The organism is Streptomyces sp. NPDC058221 (assembly GCF_042882365.1).
In the GTDB taxonomy this organism is placed as follows: Bacteria; Actinomycetota; Actinomycetes; order Streptomycetales; family Streptomycetaceae; genus Streptomyces.
In genome coordinates, this window is the sequence record NZ_JBHVWF010000061.1 from 1 (window position 1) to 25,710 (window position 25,710).

Below are 25,710 nucleotides of genomic sequence, written 5' to 3' on the forward strand. Positions count from 1 at the left end.
GGGTACTAGGGGAACTGCGCACAGGCGGCGGGCTGTCCGCGGCGGCTGGCAGAATGGACGCATGCGCCCTGCCGTACTGAGTGCCGTCCACACACATCCGGCCGGATCGCCGACGGCACACCCGGCCGGCGAGACCGCTGTCGAGCCATGGGGACTCGACAACGAACCTCGCCGGATGTCGGCCGATGCCGTCGGCAGAACTGTCACGCGACGTCAGCAGCCGCCTTGGGCGCCTGCGTCCGTCACGCCGGTGCCGGGCGGCGGAGCCTGTCGGCCGGCCCCGGTGAGCGCGGCTTCGGCCACGGAGGTCCCGGAGCCGCCGAGCACGGTCCGCCCGATACCGCCAGGAGCGGGGGCCCGGTGCGCGCCCCGGCCGGGCGGTCATGCGAGAAGGGGAACTCCTGGGGGCGGCCGATGCGTTGGAAAGGGAGAGGCTGCTCTCTCCTCGTTTTTCCGGCGCTCGGACCGCACCGTATCGGGTTAAGACGGATACGGAAGGGGGTGCAGGACTGTGCGAGCACTTACAGGAGTCTGGCGTTGGCGGCACAACCCCCTGCGTCGTGCCACGGACCGGCACGAGGCGTGGGTGGCGCTCGTCGCGTTCGTGCTGCTCGTGCTGGCAGCACCCGCGGTCGGATGGTTCTTCGGAGCGCGCACCGACGACGCGTTGCAGGTGTCCGTGCGGGCGCAGCAGGCCAGGAGCCATCTCACCACCGCCGTCGTGGTGCGCAGGGCGGCAGGAGGACGGCACTTCGTGGCCGACCCCGAGATCGCCACCGACCGGACACCGCAGACTCTGGTGCTGGCCCGTTGGCGGGCGCCGGACGGAACGACCCACCACGCCACGGTGTCGACATCCTCGCGCAACACCGCACCCGGGGCACGGATCCGGATCTGGACCGACCGGGAGGGCCGTCCAGCGCTGCGCCCGATGGACGCACCGACCGCGCACACACACGCCGCACTGGCCGGCTTCGGCGCGGCGATGGTGGCCGCCCTGATGATCGAGGCCGGACGGCGTCTGATCGTATGGCGCATGGTGCAACAGCGGTACGAGCGGCTCGACCAGGCATGGTCCAGGGCCGGTCCGGACTGGGGCAGGACGGGCACCGGCAGCTGACGCCATGACCGGCAGGCATGGCCGGTCCCGGCACCGGGGTGGGCCCCGGGAGCTGCTGATCGGGTCAACTCCCGCCCTCCGCGCGCGCTACGGTGGACCGGCCCGCCCGTCACTCCGGCGGGCGGACCCTGGGTGGTCACTGCCGCGAGGCCGGTGATCCGGGCATCACACACGCACGAGGCGGGGGCACGACAGCGCCATGGCACAGGGCACGGTCCAGGTGACGCACACCGGCACATCGCGGTGGCGGCGCCGCACTGGCGAATACGCCTCCCTCACCGCGGCGCTGGAAGCGGCGGCGGACGGTGATGTGCTCACGGTCGCGCCGGGCACCTACCGGGAGAATCTGGTCATCGCCCGCGCGGTGACCCTGCGCGGCCCCGAGGGCTCCCTCGGCTCCGTCCGCATAGCCCCCGTGGACGGCGTACCGCTGACCCTGCGAGCCTCCGCGGTGGTCCAGGATCTGCATGTGGAGGGCCAGGACTCCGCGGCCCCCGCCCTGCTGGTCGAGGAAGGCGCCCCGGACCTGGCGGACCTGCGGATCGTGACCCGCTCGGCTGCCGGGATCGAGGTGCGGGGTGCGGCCCGGCCCACCGTGCGCCGCTGCACCGTCGACAACCCGGCCGGTGTCGGCATCGCCGTACTCGACGGCGCGGGCGGCGTGTTCGAGGAGTGCGAGATCGTCTCGGCCGGGCAGTCCGGTGTCTCGGTGCGCGACGGTGCGCACCCCCGGCTGGAGCGGTGCCGTGTCCACCACTCCTCGGGCGCGGGGCTGTCCGTCACGGGTGAGGGCAGCGGACTGGAAGCGGTCGGCTGCGAGATCTACGAGATCAAGGGCAGCGGAATACAGGTGGCGGCCCACGCCTCCGCCCACCTCACCGACTGCACGGTGCACCGCACGTCCGCGGACGGGGTCACCCTCGACACCGACGCCGTGCTCACGCTGGCCGACTGCGACATCCACGACATCCCGGAGAACGCGGTGGACCTGCGCTCGCGCTCGGTCCTCACCCTGACCCGCTCCACGGTGCGCCGCTTCGGCCGCAACGGGCTGTCGGTCTGGGACCCGGGCACCCGTGTCGACGCCAACCAGTGCGAGATCCACGACAGCACGGGCGACTACCCGGCCGTCTGGGTCAGCGACGGGGCGACGGTGATACTGGACTCCTGCCGTGTCCACGACGTTCCGGACGCCATCTTCGTGCTCGACCGCGGTTCGCGGGCCGACGTCGTGGACAGCGATCTGTCCCAGATCCGCAATACGGCGGTGTCGGTGAGCGACGGGGCGACGGCGCAGCTCGACGACTGCCGGATCCGGGAGGCCTCCACCGGTGCATGGTTCCGCGACCACGGGAGCGGCGGCACGCTGAACAACTGCACCATCGACGCCGCCCAGACGGGCGTGATCGTCACCAAGGGCGCCGATCCGACGATCGAGCGGTGCACGGTCACCTCGCCCGCCGAGGCCGGTTTCTATGTGTCGGCCGAGGGCCGCGGCACCTTCCACGGCTGCCGGGTCACCGGTAGCGAGGGCTACGGCTTCCATGTGATGGACGGCTGCCGTACGACGCTCACCCGCTGCCGTACCGAGCGTTGTGCCCGCGGCGGTTACGAGTTCCCCGAGGGCGGCACCCGGAGCGAGGGGTCCGGCACCGGCCCGGTCGTGGAGAACTGCACCAGCGACGAGAGCGCGCTGCGCGCCGCCGCTCCCCCGCCGCCGGCCGTTCTCACGGAGACCCGGACGACGCCGGGGCTGCTCGGTGGGGTCCCCGCGCCGCGTGCGGTCGAGCCCGTCGCCGTGGAGCCGGCGGCCGAGCCGGTGCGCACTTCCGGGGCGGTGCTCGGCGAACTGGACACGCTGGTCGGCCTCGACAGTGTCAAGCGCGAGGTGCGCGCCCTCACGGACATGATCGAGGTGGGGCGCCGGCGCCAGCTGGCCGGGCTCAAGGCGGCGTCGGTCCGGCGCCATCTCGTCTTCACCGGTTCCCCGGGCACGGGCAAGACCACGGTGGCCCGGTTGTACGGCGAGATCCTGGCGTCCCTCGGAGTGCTGGAGCGGGGCCACCTGGTCGAGGTGTCCCGGGTCGATCTGGTCGGCGAGCACATCGGCTCGACCGCCATCCGCACCCAGGAGGCCTTCGACCGGGCGCGCGGCGGGGTGCTGTTCGTCGACGAGGCGTACGCCCTGTCGCCCGAGGACTCCGGCCGGGACTTCGGCCGGGAGGCGATCGACACGCTCGTGAAGCTGATGGAGGATCACCGGGACGCGGTCGTCGTCATCGTCGCCGGGTACACCCACGAGATGGAGCGGTTCCTCTCCGTCAACCCCGGTGTGGCGTCCCGTTTCTCACGGACCATCACCTTCAGCGACTACGAGCCGCAGGAGCTGCTGCGCATCGTCGAGCAGCAGACCGAGGAGCAGGAGTACAGCCTGGCCCCGGGGACCGACGAGGCGCTGCTGAAGTACTTCACCGAGCTCCCCAAGGGCCCCTCCTTCGGCAACGGCCGGACGGCCCGTCAGACCTTCGAGTCGATGGTGGAGCGGCATGCGGGCCGGGTCGCCCAGCTCGCCGAGACGAGCACGGACGACCTCACCCTGCTGTATCCGGAGGACCTTCCGGAACTCCCTTGAGCTCCCCGCGGGGCTCCTCGGCCTGATGGGGCAGAAGCGGGACCAGCCGTTCCAGGAGCGCGGCCCGCTCCTGGGCGAAGACGGGGTCGGCCTGGTAGTCGGAGTGGCCCAGCACCGGTTCGGGCAGTGGGTGTTCGGGGGTGCGCCCGTAGACCAGGGGGTCCCTCAGCGGGCCCCGGTCCACCTCGGGTCCGGACTCCTCGCCGAGCCGGATCTCGCCGCCGATCGGATCGGTGGCCCGCCACAGATTGCGCCAGCAGTGCACCGAGCGGTGCAGCCCGTGCAACTGCGCGGGGCCGAAGTAGGCCGGGAACCAGCGCCCGTAGAGCCGCTCGATCGGTGAACCGTAGGTGAGCAGGGCGACCCTGCGCCGGGTCCCCGCGGGCAGCTGCCAGACCGCGGACGCCGCGAGGACGCTGCCCTGGGAGTGCCCTGAGATGACGAGCCTGCCGCGGGTGCGTGCGGTCCAGCCCGACATGCGTGAGGCCAGATCGGGGACGGCGCGCTCCGCGTAGCAGGGCGGCGCGAAGGGGTGTGCGGCGCGCGGCCAGAACGTACCGACGTCCCAGAGGATGCCGATCGTGCGCCGGGCGGAGGCGTCCCGGTAGGCCCTGCGGCCGCAGGTGACGAAGACCAGGAAGCCGAAGCCGATCATCCAGGAGCCGGTCGACTGCGCCGCCTCGGCCACCGACTCGACGAAGGGGCTGCTGCCGTCCATCGCCAGGCCGGGCACCTGTCCGCTCGCCCAGGCCCCGCCGACCGCTGCGGCGCCGAGCAGCAGGGTCGCGCCGGAGACCAGAGCGAGCATGCCGGGCGCCGAGTCGGTGAGCGCGGCTGCCGCCCGGATGCGGGCGATCTGCTTGGTACGGGCGGGATCGGGCCGCGACTCCTCGTACTCCGTGTCGATCAGGGGCTCCAGCCGGCGGGCCGTGAGAAACGTCCGCACGACGAGCGCGGCGCCGGGCACCAGGAGCAGCACCAGCAGTACGGGGATGACGGAGGCCTGCCAGCTGAGCAGGACCGGCGGTCCGTCTATGACGGCGCTCCGGCCCATGCCGGGGCTCCCGGGGCCGTCGAGCCAGTCGGCGACCCGCTGGGCCACCCCGCCGGTCATCACACCGCCGAGCGCGCAGGCGAGCATCGCGACGGCGGGGCCGCCCAGTCCGTGCACCACGGTGCGTGGCTCGGGACTGCGCCGGTACAGGCTCCACGCCACCACGGCGAGGAGGACGACGAGGGCTCCCTGGGCGAGCGTGACGATGCGGAACGTGATGTCGCCGGGCAGTGTGCCCGAGGAGGTCCAGCCGGGGCGCGACCAGGCGGCGTGCACCGAAGCGAGGACGAGCAGCGTCAGCGCGGCCCCGGGCAGATAGGTGATGACGGCGCGGTCGAGCCGGTTGTCGAGGCGCCGCTCGCTCCGGCCGCGCCGGCAGACGACCCAGAGCACCACGAGCATCCCGAGGACGAGCAGCGCCTCGATCACCCGGCCGTACACCGCGGGAACCGACCCCTCGGCGGAGCGGTCGTGCCGGGCCGCGGCGCCCGCGACGGAGGCGGTGACGGTGAGGAATCCGGCGGCGGTGTGGGCGGCGCGCAGCCGGGCGACGAGCCGGCGTCCGAACCAGAATCCGGGGCGTCCGAGCGCGGGCCGCACCGGCTCGGCGGGAGCGGTGCCGTCCTCGGGGGCGGTGTCCGGCTCGTCGGCGTCCGGGTCCGTGCCGGTCAGCGGGCGCTGGGACTCGTAGGCGCTCCAGGTGCGGTTGGACAGGTACCAGAGCAGCCCCACCAGCGCGGTCGGCACCAGGGCGGCGAGCGCGAGCCTGCGCCCCGGCTGGGACCACCAGCCGCCCTGTGCGGCGGACAGGAAGCCGAGCCAGGAACGCTGGTCGGAACAGTGCGGCACGCCGGCGCACTGCCAGGCCGCCAGGTCGAGCGCGACCTCACAGGCAGCGGCCGTCAGCAGGACGGTGAGGCTCAGCGCGACAAGCCGGACGAGCGCGCCGTAGAGCCGCACGGTGCGGGGCCGGCCCGACGCGGCCGGGCGCATCCAGTGGGCGAGGTTGATCACCATGAACGGGAGCAGCAGGAGCCACAGTGCCCGGGAGCCGTTGCCGGACGTGAGATTGGACCAGCAGTACGCCTCGGCGATGGGCCGGTCCCGGTAGCGCTCGGGGTGCTGTTCCGCGTCGATGTCGTCGGAGCGCCGGTATATGGCGGCGGTGGCGTCACCGGTGACGCGGACCGTGCGCGGGTCGACGAGCATCTCCTGGGGGGTGGTCCCGCCCACACCGTGGACCAGCAGTTCCAGCGCTGGCCCGGTGCTCTGCGGGGCCTGGGTGGCAGGTGGCACTGGGGTCACTCGCTCTCGAAGGGGGAAGGCGGCTGATGCCCGGTCACCAGAATCTCGGATGGGCCCCGGTGTCCGTGCCTCTGTCACCGAATCTCCCCAGTGCGGCGGTCCGCGACACCGCGTGGCAGGATGAGCCCGTCCGAAGGGACTCCTGCACGGCCAGAGGGAAGGACCGGACCCGGCGTTGAGCGAGAATCAGAATCTGCTCGCGGAGCAGCGGCGTGCGCTGATCCTCGACGAGGTACGCAGGCGCGGCGGGGTCAGGGTCAATGAGCTGACCCGGAAGCTGAACGTCTCCGACATGACCGTCCGCCGGGACCTGGACGCGCTGGCCCGGCAGGGTGTCATCGAGAAGGTGCACGGCGGCGCCGTTCCGGTGGTCGAGGCGAGTACGCACGAGCCCGGCTTCGAGGCCAAGTCGACGCTGGAGCTGACCGCCAAGGAGGACATCGCGCGGGCGGCAGCCGCGATGGCCGTGCCGGGCAGCGCCATCGCGCTCTCCGGGGGCACCACGACCTATGCGCTCGCCCAGCATCTGCTGGATGTACCGGACCTGACGGTGGTCACCAACTCCGTACGGGTCGCCGACGTGTTCCATGTGGCCCAGCGTCCCGGATCGCCCGGCGCCCGGCCCGGTGCCGCGACCGTGGTGCTCACCGGCGGGGTGCGGACACCGTCCGACTCGCTGGTCGGCCCGGTCGCCGACCAGGCGATCGTCTCGCTCCACTTCGATGTGCTCTTCCTCGGAGTGCACGGGATCTCGGTGGAGGCCGGTCTGTCCACGCCGAACCTGGCGGAGGCGGAGACCAACCGCCGCTTCGTCCAGTCGGCGCGCCGCGTGGTGGTGGTCGCCGACCACACCAAGTGGGGCACGGTGGGCCTGAGTTCGTTCGCCACGCTGGAGCAGGTGGATACGTTCGTCACGGACGCGGGGCTGCCTCGGGAGGCCCGCGCGGAGGTCGAGGAGCAGCTGCCCGGTCTGGTGGTCGCCGGCCGGGACACGGGCGGCAGGCCCGCAGAGGGCTGAGCCGCGGATCCACCAGGGGTTACGGGAGAGCCCTTAGGATCGTGGTGTGGCCGTCTTCCGGATCGAGCGTTTCACCCCTCTGCCCGCAGCCGAGTCCTGGCGTCGGGTGACGGACTGGGAACGGCACGCCGCGCATGTCCCGCTCACCACGATCACGGTGCCGGCCGGACTGCCGACCCGGACCGGGACGGTCTTCGTGGCACGTACCGGGGTCGGCCCGCTGGCGTTCGACGATCCGATGGAAGTGGTGCGGTGGTCACCGCCGTCCGGCAGCAGGGCCGGGATGTGCCGGCTGGAGAAGCATGGCCGGGTGATGCTGGGCCGGGCGTCGATCGATGTGTATCCCACCCATGCCGGCTCCCATGTGGTGTGGGTGGAGGAGCTGAGCGTCCGGCTGCTGCCGAGGTGGGGCGATCCGCTGATCTCGGGGGCGGGACGGCGGATCTTCGGCCGGGTGCTCGACTCCATGCTCGACCGGCCGGCACAGCCGCATCGGTGACCGGGGGCGGGATGCGTGCGGACACCGGGGGCACGGGCGCTTGAGCAGGTGATGTGACCGTCACACCGTCGAGTCGTTTGTCGGTGTGACGGTTTCCGCCTCTGGCTCGGAAGGCCCCGAATTCATGCCGATCCACCAACAGAAGCAGCGGTACTCCGGCAGCGGCGGACGCCCCGGCGTCCCGCAGGCCGAGGCCGCGCTCGTGGAGCACTATCCGCGGCTCGTGCGGCTCGCCTATCTGGTGCTGCCGCCCGCCCTCGGCAGGCACCGCCGCGTGCTGGCCGCCCACGCGGCGGTGCAGCGTGCGCTGCCGGGGTTGCGCACGAGGCCCGCGGCACCGGCTCCGGCCCGGGTGCCGGCCCAGACCCGCGGGGCGGCGCGCAGGCCCCTTCCGGACGACGGTGTCACCTCCGCGTTCGCCTGGATGCGGCTGCGGGTGCTGCGCAGCTCGCTGGCCCACGAGCGGCGGCCGCGCTGGTGGCCCGGTCGACTGCCTGCGCCCGCCGCGCTGCGCCCCTCGCTCCCGGCCGTCTGGGGCCTGCGGCTGTTCCCGCGGGCCGGCGGGGCTGCCGAACTGGCCCTTGACCAGGCGCTGTCGGCGGCTCCGGCGGCAGTGCGGGCAGCGTTCGCGCTGCGGCTGCTGGAGGAGCTCGACGAGCCCGAGGCGCAGGCGCTGCTCGCGCGTGCAGGTGCCCGGGACCCGGCGGGGGCGGTGCGGGCGGCCGGGCGACTCGGGGCCGGCGGTGGTGCGGGCGCGGAGGCGCTGCTGCGCTCCGCGGAGTTCGACCCGTGCGTCCTGCAGACGCGCCCGAGTGATCTGCTGCGGCGCAGGCACCGGATGCGGGTGGTGGCGGGCGTCGCCGCGCTGTGCGTGGTGGCCGGCGGCGTGGTCGCGCTGGCCGAGGAGGGCTCGGCTGTCCGTCTCCCCGACGGCGCGGACACGCGGGGCGCGTTCGCAGCCGCCCTCGATCCGACGTCTCTGCTGCGTACCGCCGCCGAGGAGTGGGCGGACACCTCACGCGTCGACTTCACCGCGTGGCCGGCCCGTGGTGAGCGCACCGATGACCGGAAGCTGCTCGGCCGGGCGCTGCACGCCTGGGGCCGTACCCCTCAGGACGTCGCGGTCTCGGCCACGCCCGGAACGCTCGCGGTGCCCCCTGCCCAGCCGCCACGGCTGCTGTACGCGGGTGAGGTGGACGGCGCTGCCGTGGTGCTGTTTCACGACGGCGGGGTGCGGGTGGTGCGCTACGCGGAGCCGCTGTCCGGGTCCGGCACCCCCGCGCTGGACTTCGCCCGGACCGATGACGCGGATGTGACAACGGGCGCGGCCGTGGTCGTCAGCCGCAGCGGGGACCGGGCCCGTTTCCTGCTGGCGCCCTGGATCTCGCAGACCACGACACGCGATCTGCTGCGGCCGGACACCGCCGCGCGTGCTGTGAAGGTGGGGGCGGACGGCGTCACCGCCGCCGTTGCGCGTCCGTCGTCCGGCGGCGCCTGCGACTCCTGGCCGGTGATGCAACTGCGTTCATCCGAGCGCATCGTGGAGAAGCACGCCTTCCTCGTCACCGATCTCGGAGATCTGACCCCGGTCCATCTGACGTTCACGCCGAGGCCGGGCGGCGGGGCACCCGCCCGGCAGCCGAGGGAGGCGACGGGCGGCCCCGCCCTGCTCAGCTGGGCACATACGGCCTGCTCGCTGCAGGCGCTGCGCGGCAGTGGTGTCCGCGCGGTCAACAACTGGGACTTCGCCGAACAGCGGCTCCCGGAGGGCGGCTCCCCGGCCCAGTGGGTCTGCACCAGGGCCGACACCTGGCAGGGCCCCGGACGCGTTCTGGTGCAGTTCCAGGGCCCCGGCCCCTCGCTCACCGCGCCGGCCACCGTGGTGGGCGACGAGCGCGACACAGCGTTGTGCAGCCGGTTCGGGCAGCACGTCCTGGCGGGCAACCGCTGGAAGGCGCCGTCCGGGCAGTGGTACGTGCTGGCCGCGGGAAGCCGTGCGGTGAACCGGATCGAGGCCACCGGCGCGGTCCACGGCACGGCGGACGGCACCACGCTCGCGGTGCGGGCGCCGCGCAATGCCTCGGTCGAGCTGACGGCCCGGCTGCGGGAGGGGGGTTCGCTCACGGCGGTGCGGTGAGGCGATCCGCGTACCGTCCGCAGTCCGAAGCCGATGCGCCTGACGACATCTGACGAGCAGTCAGCTAGGGTGAGCCGCAGCCCGTCCGCCGCCGACCGCACGGGAGGTGCGTTCCATGGCACACCGACTCCGCACTGTGCAGCCCGACTTCGTCGGGTCCGCTCCGCTGCGCCTGGTCTTCACCGCCGAGGTGTCCGCGCCGCCCGATGCCGTGTACCGCGCGCTGGCCGAGGACGTCGAGGGCTGGCCCGGCTGGTTCACCCAGGTGACGGCGGCGCGGCCGCTCGACGCGGGTGCGGGCCGCGAGGTGCGGCTGCGGGGCGGGATCGCGTTCCGCGAGACGATCGTCGCCGCGGAGCCCGGCCGGCGGTACGCCTACCGGGCGGACGAGTCCAACGCACCGGGTATGCATGCCCTGTTGGAGGAGTGGCTGCTGACCCCGGCCGGCACCGGCACCCGAGTGCAGTGGACCTTCGCCGCGGACGGGTCTGCGCTGTTCCGGTTCACGATGCGGCGCGCACGGCCGGGCATGGGCAAATCGTTCCGGGACGCCGTGCGCAATCTCGGCCGGCGGCTCTCGACTGCCACCGCCTGAGCCGCCTGGCGCGCCGCGTCCGGTGAGTCACTCCGTACTTCCCTGCCCACCGGGCCAGTTGCCGGTGGCCAGGAAGTGCTCGATGGTCCAGGCGTACGGGGTGATGTCCAGGCCCTGCCCTGCCAGCCAGGAGTCGGAGTAGTACTTGTCGAGGTAGCGGTCGCCCGGGTCGCAGAGCAGCGTGACGATGCTGCCCGTACGCCCCTGCGCGCGCATCTCGGCCACCAGCTTGAACGCACTCCACAGGCCTGTCCCGGTGGAACCGCCCGCCTTGCGGCCGATGGACCGCTCCAGGGCACGGACGGCCGCGACACTGGCCGCGTCCGGGACCTTCATCATCCGGTCGATGGCCCCCGGGACGAAGCTCGGCTCCATCCTCGGCCTGCCGATGCCCTCGATGCGGGATCCGCAGTCGCTGGTGGCGAGGGGGTCGTGGCGGGTCCAGCCGTCGAAGAAGCAAGAGTTCTCCGGGTCGGGCACACAGATCCGAGTGTCGTGCTGCATGTAGTGCACGTACCGCGCGATGGTCGCCGATGTGCCGCCGGTGCCCGCGGTCGCGACGATCCAGGCGGGCTCGGGATACCGCTCCAGCCTGAGCTGCTGGTAGATCGACTCCGCGATGTTGTTGTTGCCCCGCCAGTCCGTGGCCCGCTCGGCGTAGGTGAACTGGTCCATGTAGTGGCCGCCGGACTCGGCGGCGAGCATGGCGGACTCCTCGTACAGCCTGCGCGAGTCGTCGACGAAGTGGCAGCGACCGCCGTGGAATTCGATGAGCCGGCACTTCTCGGGGCTGGTGGTGCGGGGCATCACCGCGATGAACGGCACCCCGATCAGCTTGGCGAAGTACGCCTCCGAGACGGCGGTCGAGCCGCTCGACGCCTCGATCACCGGCTTTCCGGGGCGGATCCAGCCGTTGCAGAGTCCGTAGAGGAAGAGCGAGCGCGCCAGCCGGTGCTTGAGACTGCCGGTGGGATGCGTCGACTCATCCTTGAGGTAGAGGTCGATGCCCCAGCTCTCGGGCAGCGGGAAGAGCAGCAGATGCGTGTCGGCGGAGCGGTTCGCATCGGCCTGGACCTTGCGGACGGCCTCCTTGAGCCAGGCCCGGTACTCCAGGTCGGTACGGTCGACGTCGATGGTCGCCACGGCTTCGCCGTCGTGTCTGTGCTCACTCGTGTCCATCAGCGCGCTTCTCCTCGTACGACCGGTCCGGGCGCGCCCAACGATATGCCCCCTACCTGCACAAACATTGACTTTGATACTCCATAGCCCTGCCTTGGTGTTGCACGTGAGGCGCCTGGGGACCGTGCGCGCACCTTGCGCCATTGTGTCCCGCTACGGGCTGGTGCACCCGCGCCCCGATGTGCACACTTTCTCTCGGGAGCATGACGAAGGGGGCGAAGGGGCCATGTCCGAAACGGAGTTCAGTGAGACGGGCGTACGGATCGACCGGTGGGCGCGTTCGCTCACCCGGGCCGGGCAGGTGACCGTCAAGGACGGCCGGGTGGCGCTGCTGACCAGCTACGGCCGGGAGATCGACAGTGCGCCGGTGGGGACGGTGAGCGCGGGCAGGCCGTGGTTCGCGGGCGGTGACGCGACGGTGGCCCGGGTCAACGGCACGCGGTACCGGCTGACGATGCCCCGGGGCCCGGGGAAGCCCGACGACGCCGGGCCCGTGCGCCGGTTCCTCGAAGTGCTGCGCGGTACGGGCGGCGGAAGGGGCTGACGGAGCGGCGCGACAGGGACACCGCGAGTTGCGGAGCCGTATCCCCTGAGCGACATTGGACACACGTCACTCATGGTTTACCGGCGGTGACACTGAGATCCAGGCCGCCGGCCCGGAATCAGCAGCCAGCCAACTGCTGGATCCGTCCCTTCGTCTTCTTCCGGACCTATTTCGGGGAGTCGCAGCCGTGATCAGCGAGCCAAGCAGGCACTGCACGGTGGAGCTCCAGGCCCTGCCGTCGCGAATCGGTCAGGTCCGCAGAATCATTTCGGCGCAGTTGCGCTACTGGCATCTCGATCCCTTGATCGACCAGGCAGCGCTGGGCGTCACGGAACTGCTGACCAACGTCCACCGGCATGCACAGCCGGACAAATCATGCACCGTCGAGATCGAGTTGCTGCTCGAACGGCTGACGGTGTCCGTCCATGACCACGACCCACGGCTGCCGACCGTGCGCGAGGCCGACGACTCCAGTACATCGGGGCGCGGACTCGCACTGATTGCCGCGGTCAGTGAGAGCTGGGGTGTCCGCCCCCGGGGCGGTGCCGGAAAGATCGTCTGGTTCACCCTTCCGGCGCCTTCCCTGTTCGCCGCCCAGCCACCGCATTCGGTGTACGGGGCGACGACCGACGGGCCGTTCGACCTGAGCGGCATCATGTCGCCGGAGGGTGTGCCGCCCTCGGTGGCACGGTCCGTGGTGGTCGGCTGACGCAGCAGGTGCGGGGCGCCCCAACCGGGCGCCCCGCTCCCGCGCCTGCAGTGCCGAATGCGGCGACCAGGACGGACTCCCAGCGGCCCATGGCCCGCAGCTGCCGCCTGTCTGCCCGACGACGGCGCGCAGCAGGCCGAGTTCCCCAGGCCGCGTCAGGCATCGCCGACCGCGCAGCACGACAAGTCCGCTGCCCACTGGACAGAACGGTGCCCAGTCACAGTCTGTGACTGGGCACCGGTGGCCAGCTCCGGTGCTCGTCTTCCAGTGCCGCCTCGGCCAGCTTCTGAGCACATGGACCTTGATCAACAGGCCGGCATTACCCACCATCCCAGCCAGGGCGGAGCACTCTTTTAGCCCGCAGGCGACGAGTCCGCCGGTTTGGCGATGCGGTGGTGTTCGGCGTTGATACGCCGGGCTTCTTCGAGTTGGTCCTCGAGGATGACGATGCGACAGGCGGCCTCGATGGGGGTGCCCTGGTCGACGAGTTCCCGAGCTCGGGCGGCGATGCGCAGCTGGTAGCGGGAGTAGCGGCGGTGGCCGCCCTCGGAACGCAGCGGGGTGATGAGGCGGGCTTCGCCGACGGCGCGGAGAAAGCCCTGCGTGGTGCCGAGCATCTCGGCAGCCCGGCCCATGGTGTAGGCGGGGTAGTCGTCGTCATCGAGACGGCCGAACGAGTCGTCTGCTGTCACTTGCACCTCTCTACGGAACGCGTGGAGGGGCCCTGGTGCCGTGGGCACCAGGGCCCCGAAGGAACTGCTACACCATCTGCCGGCTTCGATACTGCGCCGACCGTCTGTTTCCGCCGCCCTGGCCTGAACTCTGCCGGGAACGCGGGGATCGCGGTTGCTTGACCGGAGACCACCTCACTATCGATGTCCTGCGGTACCCGGGCCCTGTCGCTCCGCCCGGGCGATCCTGATGGCGCTAGGCCCCTCCGTTCTTTCCCTCTGGGATCGGTCACTTGCATACTGCTGGTGATGCGAACTGCTCCGTGGCCTGTGACAGCGCCACGCTTCGACAGCCAGCCCCGTCGCCCGTCCTGCATCCACTCCGGCTCAGAACCCCGCTGCCGAACTTCCCGGTGCGCGCGCCCGCAGCCGACGCCTTCACCAAGGTGCTGCTCACTGACTTCACTGCTGGGTCCTGCGTGCGGCGGCCCCTGATCACTGCGGGCCGCCCAGTGCGGTCGTCAGTCGCGTCGCCGTCCTGCAACAACCCTGGCTTCGCAACTCCACCACCGCACCGTCCTGCGTACTGCAACTACGGGTACCGCTTCCCGGCAGTTCATCTCTGCCGGGCCTTGTTGATCTCGGCTACGAGAGAAAATCTAGACCACACCGCCACCCAATGTCTACTCCGGCCGACATAGTTTTTCGTGTGTACGGGAGTGCGCTAATCGTTCGAAGACAGTACAGAGGGACGAAGCGAGGTGACCGTCTCAGAGGTCCGGCGCTCATCCGTCAGTTCGTGTACACAGTCGGCGTCCGTGACGGTGGTGGTCATACCGCACTGTCCCTGCCGCGGGCGCCGAACTGCTCGTCGAGCACGGAGAGCCGGCGCCAGTACTCGTCCTCGTCGATCTCCCCGGCGGCGAAGCGCCGCCCGAGCATCGCGATCGGTGACTGTCCGGCGGGCCCGCCCTCGACCGGCCGGCCCCGCCAGGGGCCGCGCCGACCGCGCCAGACCGTGCGGCGCAGCACCGTGACGACGGTGATGACGACGGCTGCCCAGATGAGTGGGAAGAGGAGGATCCACGGTCCGGGTCCACCGTCGAAGGCCAGGGTGTTCATCTCGGTCAGCTCCTCGGGTCACGCTTCTCGTTCACGTTTTCCTGTCGCTTCCGAGCCTGTCTCCGGGGAGGGGTCCGCGTCGTCGTACGGCCAGCGGCACTGCGGCTACCCCCGCGGGAGTAGCCGGCGGTTCCGTGGCTGCTCCCGTCCGCCGTTCACCACCCCTGGTTTCTGTACCTACTAGTATGTACAGTGAGTCCATGAGCACTCCGGACCGTCTGATCGAAGCCACTCAGGAGCTCCTGTGGGAGCGCGGCTATGTGGGCATGAGCCCCAAGGCCATCCAGCAGCACGCGGGCGCGGGCCAGGGCAGCATGTACCACCACTTCAGCGGCAAGCCCGATCTGGCGCTCACCGCGATCCGGCGCACGGCCGCCGGGATGCGCGAGGCGGCGGCCCGCACCTTCGACTCCCCCGGTACGGCGTACGAACGGATCTCGCACTACCTGCTGCGTGAGCGCGATGTGCTGCGCGGCTGCCCGGTCGGGCGGCTGACGATGGACCCGGAGGTCATCGCGAGCGACGAACTGCGGGCGCCGGTCGACGAGACGATCGCATGGTTGCGCGGCAGGCTGGCCGAGATCGTCCAGGAGGGCCTGGACGACGGCGAGTTCGTCCCCGGCCTGATTGCCGACGACGTCGCGGCCACGATCGTCGCGACGGTCCAGGGCGGCTATGTACTGGCCCGCGCCTCGGGCACGGCCGATGCCTTCGACGCTGCCGTCCGCGGGCTGCTCGCACTGCTCGGCCCGGCCCCGGGCGAGCCGTCCCGGCGCACTCCCTGAGGCCCCGCGCTCCCGCCCGGCCCCGTACGCATGCCGGCCGGCTCCCTCACGTACGCCACCGACCGCCCGAGGAGCACCTCGCCCATGCGCATCACCAGGAACCGCCTCGACACCCGGTCAGGACCCGCCGAGCACTTCAACGGCAGCGTCTGGCTCGACGAGATCGCGGCGCCCGAACCCCCTTCCCGGCTGCGGGCGTTCAGCGTCCACTTCGCTCCGGGCGGCCACACCTCCTGGCACACCCACCCGCACGGCCAGGTCCTCCACGTCACCGAGGGCGAAGGGCTGGTGCAGCGCCGGGGCGGTCCGGTGGAGACGATCCGGGCCGGTGACACCGTGTGGATCGAGCCGGACGAGTGGCACTGGCACGGCGCCGCGCCCCGCACCTTCATGACCCATCTCGCCCTCGTCGAAGCGGCCGAGGACGGCTCCACCATCCACTGGCACACCGATGCCGGAGTCTGCGACTACCCGACGGCCTGAGGAGCGGACGATGCACGCCATGCAGTACGAGATCACCCTGCCGGCCGACTACGACATGGGCATCATCCGCACCCGGGTCGCCACCAAGGGCCATCTCCTGGACGACTTCCCCGACCTCGGCCTCAAGGCCTTCCTGATCCGGGAGCGCGGCGAGGACTCGCCGGTCAACCAGTACGCGCCGTTCTATCTGTGGTCACGGCCCGAGGGCATGAACTCCTTCCTCCGGGGGCCCGGATTCCAGGGCATCGTCCAGGACTTCGGGCGGCCCGACGTGCAGCACTGGGCCGGACTGTCGTACGAGGAGGGCCCCGCGTCGGCCGTACTCCCCCGCACGGCCACGCGCCGGCGCACCCCCGTGCCCGCATCGGCCGCTCCGGCGGACGCGGTCGGCGCGGCGCTGGAGGAGAGCCGCCGGCTCGCGAAGGCGCCGGGCGCGGTCGCCACGGCGCTGGCCATCGATCCCCGCCACTGGGAACTGGTCCACTTCACCCTCTGGGACCACCTCGCGCCCGAGGAACCCGGCGAGCGCTTCGAGGTGCTCCATCTCAGTCAGCCCGGTCGCGGGAACCTCGGGAAGGGGCGTCAGTGGTAGCCACCGTCCGCACCGTTCTCGGCGACGTCCCCGCCGGCGAGCTGGGCGTGTGCGACGCCCACGACCATCTCTTCCTGCGCAGCCCCCTGCTCCCGGGCCAGGAACTGGACGATCCGGCGGACGCGGCCCAACGACTCAGTTCCTTCCGGGCGTTGGGCGGCCGCACGGTGGTGCAGTGGACTCCCTGCGGGATGGGGCGCGGGGCCGAGTCGCTGGCCGGGCTGTCCCGTGCGACGGGTGTGCACGTGGTGGCCGCAACGGGGCTGCACCAGGCGGTGCACTATCCGGCGGAGCTGCTCGGCCGGATCCGCGACAGCCTCGCCTCGCTCTTCGTCAGCGAGCTCACGGAAGGGATCGGCTCCACGGGGGTGCGGGCAGGGCTGATCAAGGTCGCCGGCGCCTTCCACACGCTCGACGCGCACGCCCGGCTCACCATGACCGCGGCCGCCGGGGCCCATCACCGCACCGGCGCGCCGATCGCCGTCCATCTGGAGCTGGGCACCGCCGCCGGTGACGTGCTCGACCTGCTGTGCGGGGAGCTGGGCGTCGCACCGCAGCGGGTGATCCTCGGCCACCTCGGACGGTCGCCGGACGGTGCCGTGCAGCGGGAGGTGGCGCGGGCGGGGGCGTTCCTGGCGTTCGACGGACCCTCCCGGGCACACCACGCGACGGACTGGCGGCTGCCCGAGGAGCTGGCGGCGCTGGCCGAGGCGGGATTCGGCGGGCAGATACTGCTGGGGGGCGACACCACCGTGCCGGAGACGCCGGGCATGGCACATCTGCTGCGCCGGCTGCGGCCCCGCCTGGAGGAGGCCCTGGGGGCGCAGGGCGTGGCAGCGGCGCTGGTCGGCAACCCCGCGCGGGCGTTCGCGTTCGAACCGGTGCGGGAGGCGTGAGCGCCGGCGGGGCCCCGACCCCGCCGGCGTCCGCCCGTCCGCCCGTCCGCCCGTCCGCTCAGGCGAGGGCGCCGAGAGGATCGTCCAGCACCGGCTGCCAGGCCAGCTCCGCCGCGCCGACCAGGCTGTTGTGGTCCAGGGTGCAGGGCAGGATCGGCACGCTGCCGCTGCGCCCCCACAGACTGCGGTCGGCGACCACGGCCCGCAGCCGCTCCGGGTCGGCGTCGAGCAGCGCGCGGTGCAGTCCGCCGAGGATGATCCGGTCCGGGTTGAGGATGTTGACCAGACCGGCGAGACCCAGACCGAGCCGGTCGATCAGTTCTTCGGCGGCGGTGCGCACCGCCGCATCGTCGTACTCGTTGCGCAGCAGGTCACCGGACTGTTTGAGGAGTGACTCCTCCGGGCCGGGTGCGCGCCCGGCCGCGGTGAGGAAGGCGAGCGGATCGGTCTCGACGTCGAGGCAGCCACGGCCCCCGCAGTGGCAGGGCCGGCCGTCCGGGTTCACCGTGAGATGACCGACCTCCAGGGCCAGTCCCGAACTCCCGCTGTGCAGACGGCCGTCCAGGACGAGCGCACCACCGACACCGCGATGGCCGGTGGCCACGCAGAGGAGGTGCTGGGCGCCGCGTCCGGCTCCGTGCCGGTGCTCGGCGAGCGCGGCGAGGTTGACGTCGTTCCCGGTGAACGCCGGTCCGGTGATGCCCGCTTCACGGATGCATGTGGCGAAGATCTCGCGGACCGGGGCGCCCACGGGCCAGGCGATGTGGAGCGGGTTGAGGGCCGTGCCCTCCGGCTCGGCGACCGCGGACGGCACGGCGAGCCCCGCGCCCACACACCTCAGCCCGCTGTCCTGCAGCAACCGGGCGCAGTCGTCCACGACTTCGCCGATGACCTGCGCCGGATCCGCCGTAATGGTGACGCAGCCCGGAGCGGTCGCGACGAGCCTGCCGCCGAGGCCGACCAGCGCGGCCCGGAAGCCGTCCGCGTGGACCTGGGCCGCGACGGCCACAGGGCCGGACTCCCGCACGGCCAGCCGGTGCGAGGGACGGCCCTGCGATCCCGCGGCGGAACCGGGCCTGGAGTCCACCCTGATCAGACCGAGCGCCTCCAGCTCCGCCGCGACCGCGCCTGCCGTGGCGCGGGTGACACCGAGCTCGGAGGTCAGGACGGCGCGGGTGGGCGCGCGTCCGGTATGGACCAGTTCCAGCGCGGGACCGAGCGCGCTGCGGCCCCTCTCCAACTTCGTCCGGGTGGTGGTCGCCTTGCCGTTCATGGGGGCGAGTCTCCCATGATCCGGAGGTGTTGCCGACGCCGCGGTGGCCGGGTTCATCCCCTGTGCCGCCCCGGTCGTCGACCGTCTTGCGCCCGTCGTCCGAGGACCCCTATGCTGACTTTGTGCCGCAACTAAACAAACTGCGGACGGCCCTGCCGGGGGGACCGGGCGGCAACACCGCCCCACTCTCGTCCTCCCGTCTCCGTACCGCGCTGACCGTGTTCTTCGCCCTCGACGGGTTCCTCTTTGCCGGCTGGGTGGTCCGTATCCCGGCCATCAAGCACCAGACCGGCGCCTCGGCCGCCACCCTCGGCCTCGCACTCCTCGGCGTATCCGCCGGTGCCGTGATCACCATGATGCTCACCGGCCGGCTCTGCCACCGCTTCGGCAGCCACCCGGTGACCGTGGTGTGCGGAGTCCTGCTCTCGCTCAGCATCGCGCTGCCCGCCCGGACCCATTCGGCACTCGCCCTCGGCCTGGTGCTGCTGGTGTTCGGCGCCGCGTACGGCGGGATGAACGTGGCGATGAACAGCGCGGCGGTGGACCTGGTCGCCGACCTGCGGCGCCCCGTGATGCCCAGCTTCCACGCCGCGTTCAGCCTCGGCGGCATGATCGGGGCCGGACTCGGCGGACTGGTCGCCGGCGGCCTCTCGCCCTCGGCACACCTGTTCATTCTGACCGGAATCGGACTGCTGGTGACCGTCATCGCGGGCCCGGTACTGCTGCGGCACACCGTTGCGAAACCCGCGGCGGAGCCGGCTGCGGGTGTGGAACGCCCCAAGCGCCTGAGCGGACGGGCGCGCCGTGTGGTGCTCCTGTTCGGCATGATCGCGCTCTGCACCGCGTACGGCGAGGGCGCGCTGGCCGACTGGGGCGCCCTTCACCTGGAACAGGACCTGCACGCCCACCCCGGGGTCGCGGCGGCCGGCTACTCGCTCTTCGCCCTGGCCATGACGGCGGGCAGGCTCACCGGCACGGCACTGCTCGAACGGCTCGGCCAGACCCGGACCCTGGTCGCGGGCGGCACAACCGCGGCGGCCGGCATGCTGATCGGTTCACTCGCCCCGACCACCTGGCTCGCGCTCCTCGGATTCGCCGTCACTGGACTCGGCCTGGCCAACATCTTCCCGGTGGCGGTCGGCAGGGCCGGTGAGCTGGCGGGTCCCGGCGGAGTGGCCGCGGCCTCGACACTCGGCTACGGCGGCATGCTGCTCGGACCGCCGGCGATCGGCTTCCTCACCGACTGGTTCTCGCTGCCCGCTGCTCTCACCACGGTCGCCGTGCTGGCCGCCGCGGCGGCGGCACTGGGATACGGCGCCCGCAACGTGCGCACAGACACCAGTGAGTAGCCGTACTCAGGCAGAAACGGTTCCCCGGACGCACGATGGAGGAGTCAGCCATCAACGGGGAGCACACGATGAACACACCGGTCATGAACAGCGCGCACCTTCGCGCCGTCGCACGTCTGACCTTCGGCAACACCGCCTCACGGATCTATCTGGGGGTGGTGGCGGCCACCGCCGTGTTCGTCGCCGTGGACACACTGTTCGTCGCCCACGAGGACGCCTCGTTCGCCGGTGTCTGGCTCTTCTTCCTCGCGGCACCGACCGTGTTCGCCTTCCTGGCGGGCGGTTCGGTGTGGGGCGCCGACGCACCCGGGCCCGACTGGTTCGTGTATCTGGCGCTCGTGGTGTCCGTGCTGGTGCAGTCGTTCGCCCTCGGCTGGTTCGTACGCCTACTGCGCGGCGGTGCCGGCCGGACGCGTTCCGCGCACCCCCAGGGCACCTGACCCCTGGCACAATCCGTGTCATGGAGATCGCTGAGCACATCAACTCACTGGCCGTCGAGGGCCGGTTGCTGGCGAAGGCGGCCCAGGAGGCCGGCACCGGGGCGCCGGTCCCGACGTGCCCGGGGTGGCAGGTGCGGGATCTGCTCCGGCACACCGCGATGGTCCACACCTGGGCGGCTGCCTTCGTGACCGAGGGGCACACCTCGTACGTCCCCGACACCGGGGAGCCCGGCCTGGACGGCCCCGGACTCCTCGACCGGTTCCGGGACGGACACCACCGGCTGGTGGCCGCCCTGGAGGGCGCCCCGCCGGACGTGGAGTGCTGGACCTTCCTCGCCGCGCCGTCGCCGCTCGCCTTCTGGGCGAGGCGGCAGGCCCACGAGACCACGGTCCACCGGGTCGACGCCGAGTCCGCGCGCGGCGGGGCGCTGTCCCCCGTGGCAGCGGCTCACGCGGTGGACGGTGTCGAAGAGCTGCTCCTCGGATTCCACACCCGTCCGAGGAGCAGGGTGCGCACCGAGGAGCCGCGCACGCTGCGGGTACGAGCCACGGACACCGGCATGGTGTGGACCGTGCGGCTCTCGGCGGAGCCCCCGCGGGCGGTGCGCGAGACCGGGGCGCCCATGGACACGGCAGTGGACTGCGAGTTGAGCGCCCCGGCCCAGGACCTCTACCTCTCGCTCTGGAACAGGCTGCCGCTCACCGCCCTCGCCGTGACCGGCGACCCGGACCTCGCCCGGCTGTGGCGCGAGAACTCCGCGGTCACCTGGTCCTGAGCGGCCCCTTCGGCGGAGGACGGCGGAGCGTGCCATGGGCGGCGATAATTCGGCGGCGCCCGCGTGGCTTCTTGGCTACCCTGCCGGGATGTCTGAACCGGAGAACTATCGCCGCCGTTCCGCCCGTGTGGTACTGGTCGACGACACGGACCGGGTGCTCCTGCTGAAGTCCCATGCCGATCCGGACGACCCCGCGGCCGGCCACAGCTGGTGGACGCCCGGCGGTGGCGTGAAGGGTGACGAGAGTCTGGCCGAGGCCGCAGCCCGGGAACTGCTGGAGGAGACGGGGCTGTCCGTCGATGCGGTGGCTCTCGGGCCGAAGATCGCGGAGACCTCCGGCTATGCGGCCCTCCACTGGGCCGAGGGCATGTTCCAGGACAACTTCTTCCACCACAGGGTGACGTCCCACCACGTCGACATCAGCGGGCAGGAGGAGTACGAGCGTGCCCACCACGCCGGGCACCGCTGGTGGACGGTGGATGAACTCGCCGCCGGCACCGACGTCATCATTCCCATCGGTCTCGCGGAGCTGGCCGCCGAACTCGTCGCCGGACGTGTCCCCGCCGAGCCGGTCCGGCTGCCCTGGCACCACTGACCTTCCGGAACCGCACTGCTGCGCCGCGCCTGCGCACGACGGGGGTTGCCCGCCGGTCACCGTGCCTGTGACACTTCGGACATGGGAGACCGCAGCCAGGCCGATCGGGACGCCATGACCGTCGAGATCGGATTCGCCGTGCTGACCGGCGCTGTGATGGCCGCCGGTGCGTTCCTCGCGGTCCGTGTCCCCACGACGCTCCTGGTACCGCACGACGGTGCGCGGTCCGTGATGTTCGTCGTCGCGGCCGCTGTCGCCGTCCTGGTCTTTCTGGGGCGTGTCGTCGACGTGCTGTGGCGGTTCGGCCGTCGCGACGCCATGGCCGGGATCGGCGGGCCGGGCGGTCCGCCACGGCCGGATCAGCCCAGCCAGCCGGGGCGTACGAGCCCCGACTCGTAGGCGAGCACCACCAGCTGGGCCCGGTCCCGGGCACCGAGTTTCACCATGGTGCGGCTGACGTGGGTCTTGGCCGTGAGCGGGCTGACGACGAGCCGGCGGGCGATCTCCTCGTTGGACAGCCCTATGCCGACCAGGGCCATCACCTCCCGTTCCCGTTCGGTCAGTTCGTTCAGGCCCGTGGCCGCCGCGGGTTCCTTGGAGCGGGCGGCGAATTCGGCGATGAGCCGGCGGGTGACGCCCGGGGACAGCAGTGCGTCACCCGCTACCACCGCCCGGACGGCCCGTAGCAGCTCCTCCGGTTCGGTGTCCTTGACCAGAAAGCCGGAGGCTCCGGAGCGGATCGCCTCGAAGACGTACTCGTCGAGTTCGAAGGTGGTGAGCATGACCACCTTCACCGCGTTCAGTGCGGGGTCCTCGGTGATGGCCCGGGTCGCGGCGAGGCCGTCGAGGTGCGGCATCCGGATGTCCATCAGCACGGTGTCCGGCCGCAGTTCGCGCACGAGCCGGACGGCTTCCCCGCCGTCGGCGGCCTCTCCCGCCACCTCGATGTCCGGCTGGGCGTCAAGGAGGGCCCGGAACCCCGCCCGGACCAGCAGCTGGTCGTCGGCGAGCAGTACGCGAATCACGGTGTCTCCTTCTGGTGCGGCGTCCCGCCGGCTGTGTCGCTTCCATCGGCGGGCAGCGGAAGTTCGGCACGTACCCGGAAGCCGCCGTCGGGACGGGTACCCGCCTCGATCGTGCCACCCAGCGCCGCGGCCCGCTCCCGCATGCCGGCCAGTCCGTTGCCGCTGCCCCCGGCGTCCGTGCCGGTGGCGGGGCCCTCGTCGTCGATCCGGAGCCGGATGCGTCCCGGCTCGTAACCGATCGCGACCTGCGCGGTGCGCGAACCGGAGTGCCGCACGACGTTGGTCAGTGCCTCCTGCACGATCCGGAAGGCGGCCAGGTCCGCGCCGGGCGGCACGGCGCGGCGCTCGCCGTCCGCGGTGACCGTGACGGTCAGTCCGGTGCTCGCGGCCTGCTCCACCAGTTCGGGCAGCCGGTCGAGTCCGGGCGCCGGCGCCCTGGGCGCGTCCCCGGGGGTACGCAACGTGTCCAGGACCTGCCTCACCTCGCCGAGCGCCTCCTTGCTGGCGGACTTGATGGTGGTGAGGGCCGTACGGGCCTGTTCCGGGTCGGAGTCGAGCAGAGCGAGGCCGACACCGGCCTGGACATTGATGACGGAGATGCTGTGCGCCAGGACGTCGTGGAGCTCGCGGGCCATCCGCAGGCGTTCCTCGTCGGCCCGGCGCCTCTCCGCGGCCGCCCGTTCCATCCGCTGGGCGGCCCACTGTTCGCGTCGCACACGGACGAACTCCGAGGCGGCGACGATGGCCACCACCCAGGCGGCCACCCCCACCTCCTGCCCCCAGGGCGGGGCCGCGTCGCCGGAAGGCGGCAGCCAGCGGTAGAGCCAGTGGGCCACCAGGAGATGGCCCACCCACACCATCCCGACCGCCGACCACGCGGCCCGGCGGTGTCCGGCGACGACGGCACTGAAGCAGCCCACGGCGACGGCCAGGAAGACCGGCCCGTACGGGTAGCCGGCACCGAGGTAGACCATCGCCGCGGCCGAGCTCACGAAGACGGCGACCACGGGGTGGCGGTGGCGCAGCAGCAGCACCGCCACGGCGACGAGGAGGAGGAGCCGGGCGAAGAGGTCCAGCGGGGCCTTGTCGCCGACCTGGCCGCGGGCCGCGATGGCCGACCCGGCCATGACGACCACGCCGAGCAGCAGGGTCGACGCCCAGGGCAGCCGGGCTGCGGACCGCCCCCGCACCCCGGTGAGCCAGCGCGGCGGACCGTCCTGGCTCCACATCCTCCCCGAGCCGCGGGGTCCCGTCGTCCTGCTGTCCGGTTGCACGCGCGCCCACGGCCGTCGCCGCGGCGGTCCGCCCTGTCCATCAGGGGGGCCACCGCTTGCCTGTGAGCGCTGCTCTTCCATGCCGGCCACGCTAGACCGCGCACCACCGCGCGGGCGTCCGCCGGGCGTGGTGATCACCCGTACTCCCTGTGGAGTACGGCGAACGGGGAGGGACGGGGACGCCGGGTGTCGCGGTCCGGGGCAACCCGCGGGCTGCGCGTGGGCCGCGCGCTCACCGCTGCGGCCGCTCCCCCGCCCCGGCCGGCCCGGCCCACGACCGCTGCGACTACCTGCGGTCCATCGCGGACAGGGCCCGCTGCGCCATCGGATGCGAACGGACCAGCTCGGCCAGCGAGGTCGTCCCGCGGGTGATGCCCGCGAACGCGTTCCAGGCAGGGCGGAATCCGGTGAGCACCGCGTGCAGCAGACCCGGGCGGCGCTCGAAGAGCTTGAGCATGCGCCGTCCCACGCTCATCTCGACACCGAGTCCGGCCTTGATGGCGAAGGCGTAGTTGAGCGCCTGGCGGCGGGCGTCCACCGCGTCGTGCGACTCCGCGACACGGACCGCCCACTCACCGGCGAGCCGCCCCGAACGCAGCGCGAACGAGATGCCCTCGCGGGTCCACGGCTCCAGCAGGCCGGCCGCGTCACCGCACACGAGCACCCGGCCGCGGGACAGTGGCGAGTCGTCGCTGCGGCAGCGGGTCAGATGGCCCGAGGAGATCTTCGGTTCGAAGCCGGCCAGACCGAGCCGCGCGACGAAGTCCTCCAGGTACCGCTTCGTTCCGCCGCCGTCGCCGCGCGCCGAGATCACGCCGACCGTCAGGGTGTCGCCCTTGGGAAAGACCCAGCCGTAACTGCCCGGCATCGGGCCCCAGTCGATCAGCACCCGGCCGGCCCAGTCGTCCGCGACCGTCTGCGGAACGGGGATCTCCGCCTCCAGGCCGAGGTCCACCTGGTCGAGCTTCACCCCGACGTGGGCTCCTATCCGCCCGGCACTGCCGTCCGCGCCCACCACCGCGCGGGCCAGGACGGTCTCGCCGCCGGCGAGCACGACCGCGACCGTGCGCCGGTCCGGCACCGCGGCACCGTGCTGCTCCACCCGGGACACCGTCGCTCCGGTACGCAGTTCGGCACCCGCCTTCTGCGCCTCCTCGACCAGGCCCGCGTCAAACTCGGGGCGGTTGATCAGCCCGAAGAGCATCCGCCTGGAGCGGCGGGTCCGCGCCAGTCTGCCGTTCAGCGAGAACGTGACCGCGTGGATCCGGTCCCGCAGGGGGAGTTCGAATCCGGGTGGCAGCGAATCACGCGAATACCCGATGATGCCGCCGCCGCACGTTTTGTAACGGGGCAGTTCCGCCTTCTCCAGCAGCAGCACCCGACGGCCGGCGACCGCCGCCGCGTATGCCGCGGAGGCTCCCGCCGGTCCGGCGCCGACTACGACGACGTCCCACACGGACGAGTCTTCGTGCTCATGTCCGGCGTCTGCGTTCTCGCTGCTCACGATGTGCTTCTGCTCCCGATCCGACCAGTGGCCCAAGCTGCTCACGGCATCCTACGGCGCGTTCCGGCCAACCCCTGCTGTGGGAGGATCGGCCATGCCTCCGTCGTGACCGCAACGCCGCATTCGCGGTGTT

The 25,710-nt window shown here is 72.2% G+C and carries 24 protein-coding genes and 1 pseudogene; 17 read left to right on the plus strand and 8 right to left on the minus strand.

The window, feature by feature from the left end; genetic code table 11:
• The first annotated feature begins 511 nt into the window (after positions 1 to 511).
• Both ACFVW8_RS20365 and ACFVW8_RS20370 read left to right on the plus strand, forming a co-directional pair.
• Entirely contained in the window at positions 512 to 1,120 is a 609-nt protein-coding gene (locus ACFVW8_RS20365) for a hypothetical protein (protein ID WP_389691885.1), read from the plus strand.
• Between the two features lie 199 nt (positions 1,121 to 1,319).
• Positions 1,320 to 3,752, plus strand: a complete 2,433-nt coding sequence (locus ACFVW8_RS20370; protein ID WP_389691887.1) for a right-handed parallel beta-helix repeat-containing protein — start codon at positions 1,320 to 1,322, stop codon at positions 3,750 to 3,752.
• Here ACFVW8_RS20370 and ACFVW8_RS20375 read toward each other — a convergent pair.
• Positions 3,725 to 6,102: pseudogene (locus ACFVW8_RS20375) on the minus strand (hypothetical protein); the annotation flags it as partial. The gene ACFVW8_RS20370 and the pseudogene ACFVW8_RS20375 sit on opposite strands and share 28 nt — an antisense overlap.
• 184 nt (positions 6,103 to 6,286) lie before the next feature.
• Between ACFVW8_RS20375 and ACFVW8_RS20380 the strand changes: the two are divergent.
• The 4 genes from ACFVW8_RS20380 to ACFVW8_RS20395 all read left to right on the plus strand — a co-directional run bounded on the left by ACFVW8_RS20380 (position 6,287) and on the right by ACFVW8_RS20395 (position 10,360).
• Entirely contained in the window at positions 6,287 to 7,129 is an 843-nt protein-coding gene (locus tag ACFVW8_RS20380; protein WP_389691889.1) for a DeoR/GlpR family DNA-binding transcription regulator, read from the plus strand.
• A 46-nt stretch (positions 7,130 to 7,175) separates the two neighbouring features.
• Positions 7,176 to 7,628 (plus strand): SRPBCC family protein, encoded by a 453-nt coding sequence (locus ACFVW8_RS20385; protein ID WP_389691891.1) that lies wholly within the window; start codon positions 7,176 to 7,178, stop codon positions 7,626 to 7,628.
• A gap of 124 nt (positions 7,629 to 7,752) precedes the next feature.
• Complete coding sequence (locus tag ACFVW8_RS20390; RefSeq protein WP_389691893.1) at positions 7,753 to 9,765, plus strand: hypothetical protein; 2,013 nt, start codon at positions 7,753 to 7,755, stop codon at positions 9,763 to 9,765.
• 115 nt (positions 9,766 to 9,880) lie between these two features.
• Positions 9,881 to 10,360, plus strand: a complete 480-nt coding sequence (locus tag ACFVW8_RS20395; protein WP_389691895.1) for an SRPBCC family protein — start codon at positions 9,881 to 9,883, stop codon at positions 10,358 to 10,360.
• 27 nt (positions 10,361 to 10,387) lie between these two features.
• Here ACFVW8_RS20395 and ACFVW8_RS20400 read toward each other — a convergent pair whose 3' ends face one another.
• The gene (locus ACFVW8_RS20400; RefSeq protein WP_389691897.1) at positions 10,388 to 11,539 is read right to left on the minus strand and encodes a PLP-dependent cysteine synthase family protein; all 1,152 of its coding nucleotides are present in this window, start codon (positions 11,537 to 11,539) and stop codon (positions 10,388 to 10,390) included.
• A 226-nt stretch (positions 11,540 to 11,765) separates the two neighbouring features.
• Here ACFVW8_RS20400 and ACFVW8_RS20405 point away from each other — a divergent pair, with 226 nt between their 5' ends.
• Together ACFVW8_RS20405 and ACFVW8_RS20410 are read left to right on the plus strand one after the other, a co-directional pair.
• Entirely contained in the window at positions 11,766 to 12,083 is a 318-nt protein-coding gene (locus ACFVW8_RS20405) for a hypothetical protein (protein ID WP_389691899.1), read from the plus strand.
• Positions 12,084 to 12,270: 187 nt separating this feature from the next.
• Positions 12,271 to 12,792, plus strand: coding sequence for an ATP-binding protein (locus tag ACFVW8_RS20410; RefSeq protein WP_389691901.1), 522 nt, complete (start codon positions 12,271 to 12,273; stop codon positions 12,790 to 12,792).
• A 353-nt stretch (positions 12,793 to 13,145) separates the two neighbouring features.
• On the opposite strand, the gene ACFVW8_RS20415 is transcribed toward ACFVW8_RS20410, so the two are convergent.
• Both ACFVW8_RS20415 and ACFVW8_RS20420 read right to left on the minus strand, forming a co-directional pair.
• The gene (locus ACFVW8_RS20415) at positions 13,146 to 13,484 is read right to left on the minus strand and encodes a MerR family transcriptional regulator (RefSeq protein ID WP_389691903.1); all 339 of its coding nucleotides are present in this window, start codon (positions 13,482 to 13,484) and stop codon (positions 13,146 to 13,148) included.
• An 810-nt stretch (positions 13,485 to 14,294) separates the two neighbouring features.
• A complete protein-coding gene (locus tag ACFVW8_RS20420) occupies positions 14,295 to 14,585 on the minus strand; it encodes an SHOCT domain-containing protein (protein ID WP_389691905.1) in 291 nt (96 codons plus the stop codon).
• Positions 14,586 to 14,785: 200 nt separating this feature from the next.
• Here ACFVW8_RS20420 and ACFVW8_RS20425 point away from each other — a divergent pair, with 200 nt between their 5' ends.
• The 4 genes from ACFVW8_RS20425 (at position 14,786) to ACFVW8_RS20440 (ending at position 17,341) form a co-directional block, all read left to right on the plus strand.
• Complete coding sequence (locus tag ACFVW8_RS20425) at positions 14,786 to 15,370, plus strand: TetR/AcrR family transcriptional regulator (protein ID WP_389691907.1); 585 nt, start codon at positions 14,786 to 14,788, stop codon at positions 15,368 to 15,370.
• 84 nt (positions 15,371 to 15,454) lie between these two features.
• Positions 15,455 to 15,853: a cupin domain-containing protein gene (locus tag ACFVW8_RS20430; RefSeq protein WP_389691909.1), complete on the plus strand. Its 399-nt coding sequence runs from the start codon at positions 15,455 to 15,457 to the stop codon at positions 15,851 to 15,853.
• 10 nt (positions 15,854 to 15,863) lie between these two features.
• Positions 15,864 to 16,445: a DUF4865 family protein gene (locus tag ACFVW8_RS20435; protein ID WP_389691911.1), complete on the plus strand. Its 582-nt coding sequence runs from the start codon at positions 15,864 to 15,866 to the stop codon at positions 16,443 to 16,445.
• Positions 16,439 to 17,341, plus strand: coding sequence for a phosphotriesterase (locus tag ACFVW8_RS20440; RefSeq protein WP_389691913.1), 903 nt, complete (start codon positions 16,439 to 16,441; stop codon positions 17,339 to 17,341). The genes ACFVW8_RS20435 and ACFVW8_RS20440 overlap by 7 nt, the downstream gene beginning before the upstream one ends.
• Positions 17,342 to 17,399: 58 nt before the next feature.
• Here the strand turns inward: ACFVW8_RS20440 and ACFVW8_RS20445 are convergent, their stop codons facing one another.
• Positions 17,400 to 18,614, minus strand: coding sequence for an ROK family protein (locus tag ACFVW8_RS20445; protein WP_389691915.1), 1,215 nt, complete (start codon positions 18,612 to 18,614; stop codon positions 17,400 to 17,402).
• Positions 18,615 to 18,832: 218 nt separating this feature from the next.
• On the opposite strand from ACFVW8_RS20445, the gene ACFVW8_RS20450 reads away from it, so the two are divergent.
• From ACFVW8_RS20450 to ACFVW8_RS20470, 5 genes are all read left to right on the plus strand, one after another.
• Positions 18,833 to 19,963 carry an MFS transporter gene (locus tag ACFVW8_RS20450; protein WP_389691962.1) on the plus strand — a complete coding sequence of 377 codons (1,131 nt, stop codon included), beginning with the start codon at positions 18,833 to 18,835 and terminating at the stop codon, positions 19,961 to 19,963.
• 68 nt (positions 19,964 to 20,031) lie between these two features.
• A complete protein-coding gene (locus ACFVW8_RS20455; RefSeq protein ID WP_389691916.1) occupies positions 20,032 to 20,403 on the plus strand; it encodes an SCO4225 family membrane protein in 372 nt (123 codons plus the stop codon).
• Positions 20,404 to 20,423: 20 nt separating this feature from the next.
• Positions 20,424 to 21,179, plus strand: coding sequence for a maleylpyruvate isomerase family mycothiol-dependent enzyme (locus ACFVW8_RS20460; protein ID WP_389691918.1), 756 nt, complete (start codon positions 20,424 to 20,426; stop codon positions 21,177 to 21,179).
• A gap of 88 nt (positions 21,180 to 21,267) precedes the next feature.
• The gene (locus ACFVW8_RS20465) at positions 21,268 to 21,774 is read left to right on the plus strand and encodes an NUDIX hydrolase (protein WP_389691920.1); all 507 of its coding nucleotides are present in this window, start codon (positions 21,268 to 21,270) and stop codon (positions 21,772 to 21,774) included.
• Positions 21,775 to 21,855: 81 nt separating this feature from the next.
• Complete coding sequence (locus tag ACFVW8_RS20470; protein ID WP_389691922.1) at positions 21,856 to 22,173, plus strand: DUF6332 family protein; 318 nt, start codon at positions 21,856 to 21,858, stop codon at positions 22,171 to 22,173.
• Here ACFVW8_RS20470 and ACFVW8_RS20475 read toward each other — a convergent pair.
• From ACFVW8_RS20475 to ACFVW8_RS20485, 3 genes are all read right to left on the minus strand, one after another.
• Entirely contained in the window at positions 22,134 to 22,799 is a 666-nt protein-coding gene (locus tag ACFVW8_RS20475) for a response regulator (protein WP_389691924.1), read from the minus strand. The two genes, ACFVW8_RS20470 and ACFVW8_RS20475, sit on opposite strands and share 40 nt — an antisense overlap.
• Positions 22,796 to 24,028, minus strand: a complete 1,233-nt coding sequence (locus tag ACFVW8_RS20480; RefSeq protein WP_389691926.1) for a sensor histidine kinase — start codon at positions 24,026 to 24,028, stop codon at positions 22,796 to 22,798. Before ACFVW8_RS20480 ends, ACFVW8_RS20475 begins: the two co-directional genes overlap by 4 nt.
• A gap of 331 nt (positions 24,029 to 24,359) precedes the next feature.
• Entirely contained in the window at positions 24,360 to 25,577 is a 1,218-nt protein-coding gene (locus ACFVW8_RS20485; protein ID WP_389691928.1) for a geranylgeranyl reductase family protein, read from the minus strand.
• Positions 25,578 to 25,710: the final 133 nt, after the last annotated feature.

Bases quoted from the DNA above. Each gene is read 5' to 3' on its own strand.
- ACFVW8_RS20470 (WP_389691922.1), top strand. From the start codon at position 21,856: ATGGGAGACCGCAGCCAGGCCGATCGGGACGCCATGACCGTCGAGATC.
- ACFVW8_RS20425 (WP_389691907.1), top strand. From the start codon at position 14,786: ATGAGCACTCCGGACCGTCTGATCGAAGCCACTCAGGAGCTCCTGTGG.
- ACFVW8_RS20370 (WP_389691887.1), top strand. From the start codon at position 1,320: ATGGCACAGGGCACGGTCCAGGTGACGCACACCGGCACATCGCGGTGG.
- ACFVW8_RS20390 (WP_389691893.1), top strand. From the start codon at position 7,753: ATGCCGATCCACCAACAGAAGCAGCGGTACTCCGGCAGCGGCGGACGC.
- ACFVW8_RS20420 (WP_389691905.1), bottom strand. From the start codon at position 14,585: ATGAACACCCTGGCCTTCGACGGTGGACCCGGACCGTGGATCCTCCTC.
- ACFVW8_RS20455 (WP_389691916.1), top strand. From the start codon at position 20,032: ATGAACACACCGGTCATGAACAGCGCGCACCTTCGCGCCGTCGCACGT.
- ACFVW8_RS20400 (WP_389691897.1), bottom strand. From the start codon at position 11,539: ATGGACACGAGTGAGCACAGACACGACGGCGAAGCCGTGGCGACCATC.
- ACFVW8_RS20405 (WP_389691899.1), top strand. From the start codon at position 11,766: ATGTCCGAAACGGAGTTCAGTGAGACGGGCGTACGGATCGACCGGTGG.
- ACFVW8_RS20435 (WP_389691911.1), top strand. From the start codon at position 15,864: ATGCACGCCATGCAGTACGAGATCACCCTGCCGGCCGACTACGACATG.
- ACFVW8_RS20460 (WP_389691918.1), top strand. From the start codon at position 20,424: ATGGAGATCGCTGAGCACATCAACTCACTGGCCGTCGAGGGCCGGTTG.
- ACFVW8_RS20480 (WP_389691926.1), bottom strand. From the start codon at position 24,028: ATGTGGAGCCAGGACGGTCCGCCGCGCTGGCTCACCGGGGTGCGGGGG.
- ACFVW8_RS20445 (WP_389691915.1), bottom strand. From the start codon at position 18,614: ATGAACGGCAAGGCGACCACCACCCGGACGAAGTTGGAGAGGGGCCGC.
- ACFVW8_RS20465 (WP_389691920.1), top strand. From the start codon at position 21,268: ATGTCTGAACCGGAGAACTATCGCCGCCGTTCCGCCCGTGTGGTACTG.
- ACFVW8_RS20395 (WP_389691895.1), top strand. From the start codon at position 9,881: ATGGCACACCGACTCCGCACTGTGCAGCCCGACTTCGTCGGGTCCGCT.
- ACFVW8_RS20430 (WP_389691909.1), top strand. From the start codon at position 15,455: ATGCGCATCACCAGGAACCGCCTCGACACCCGGTCAGGACCCGCCGAG.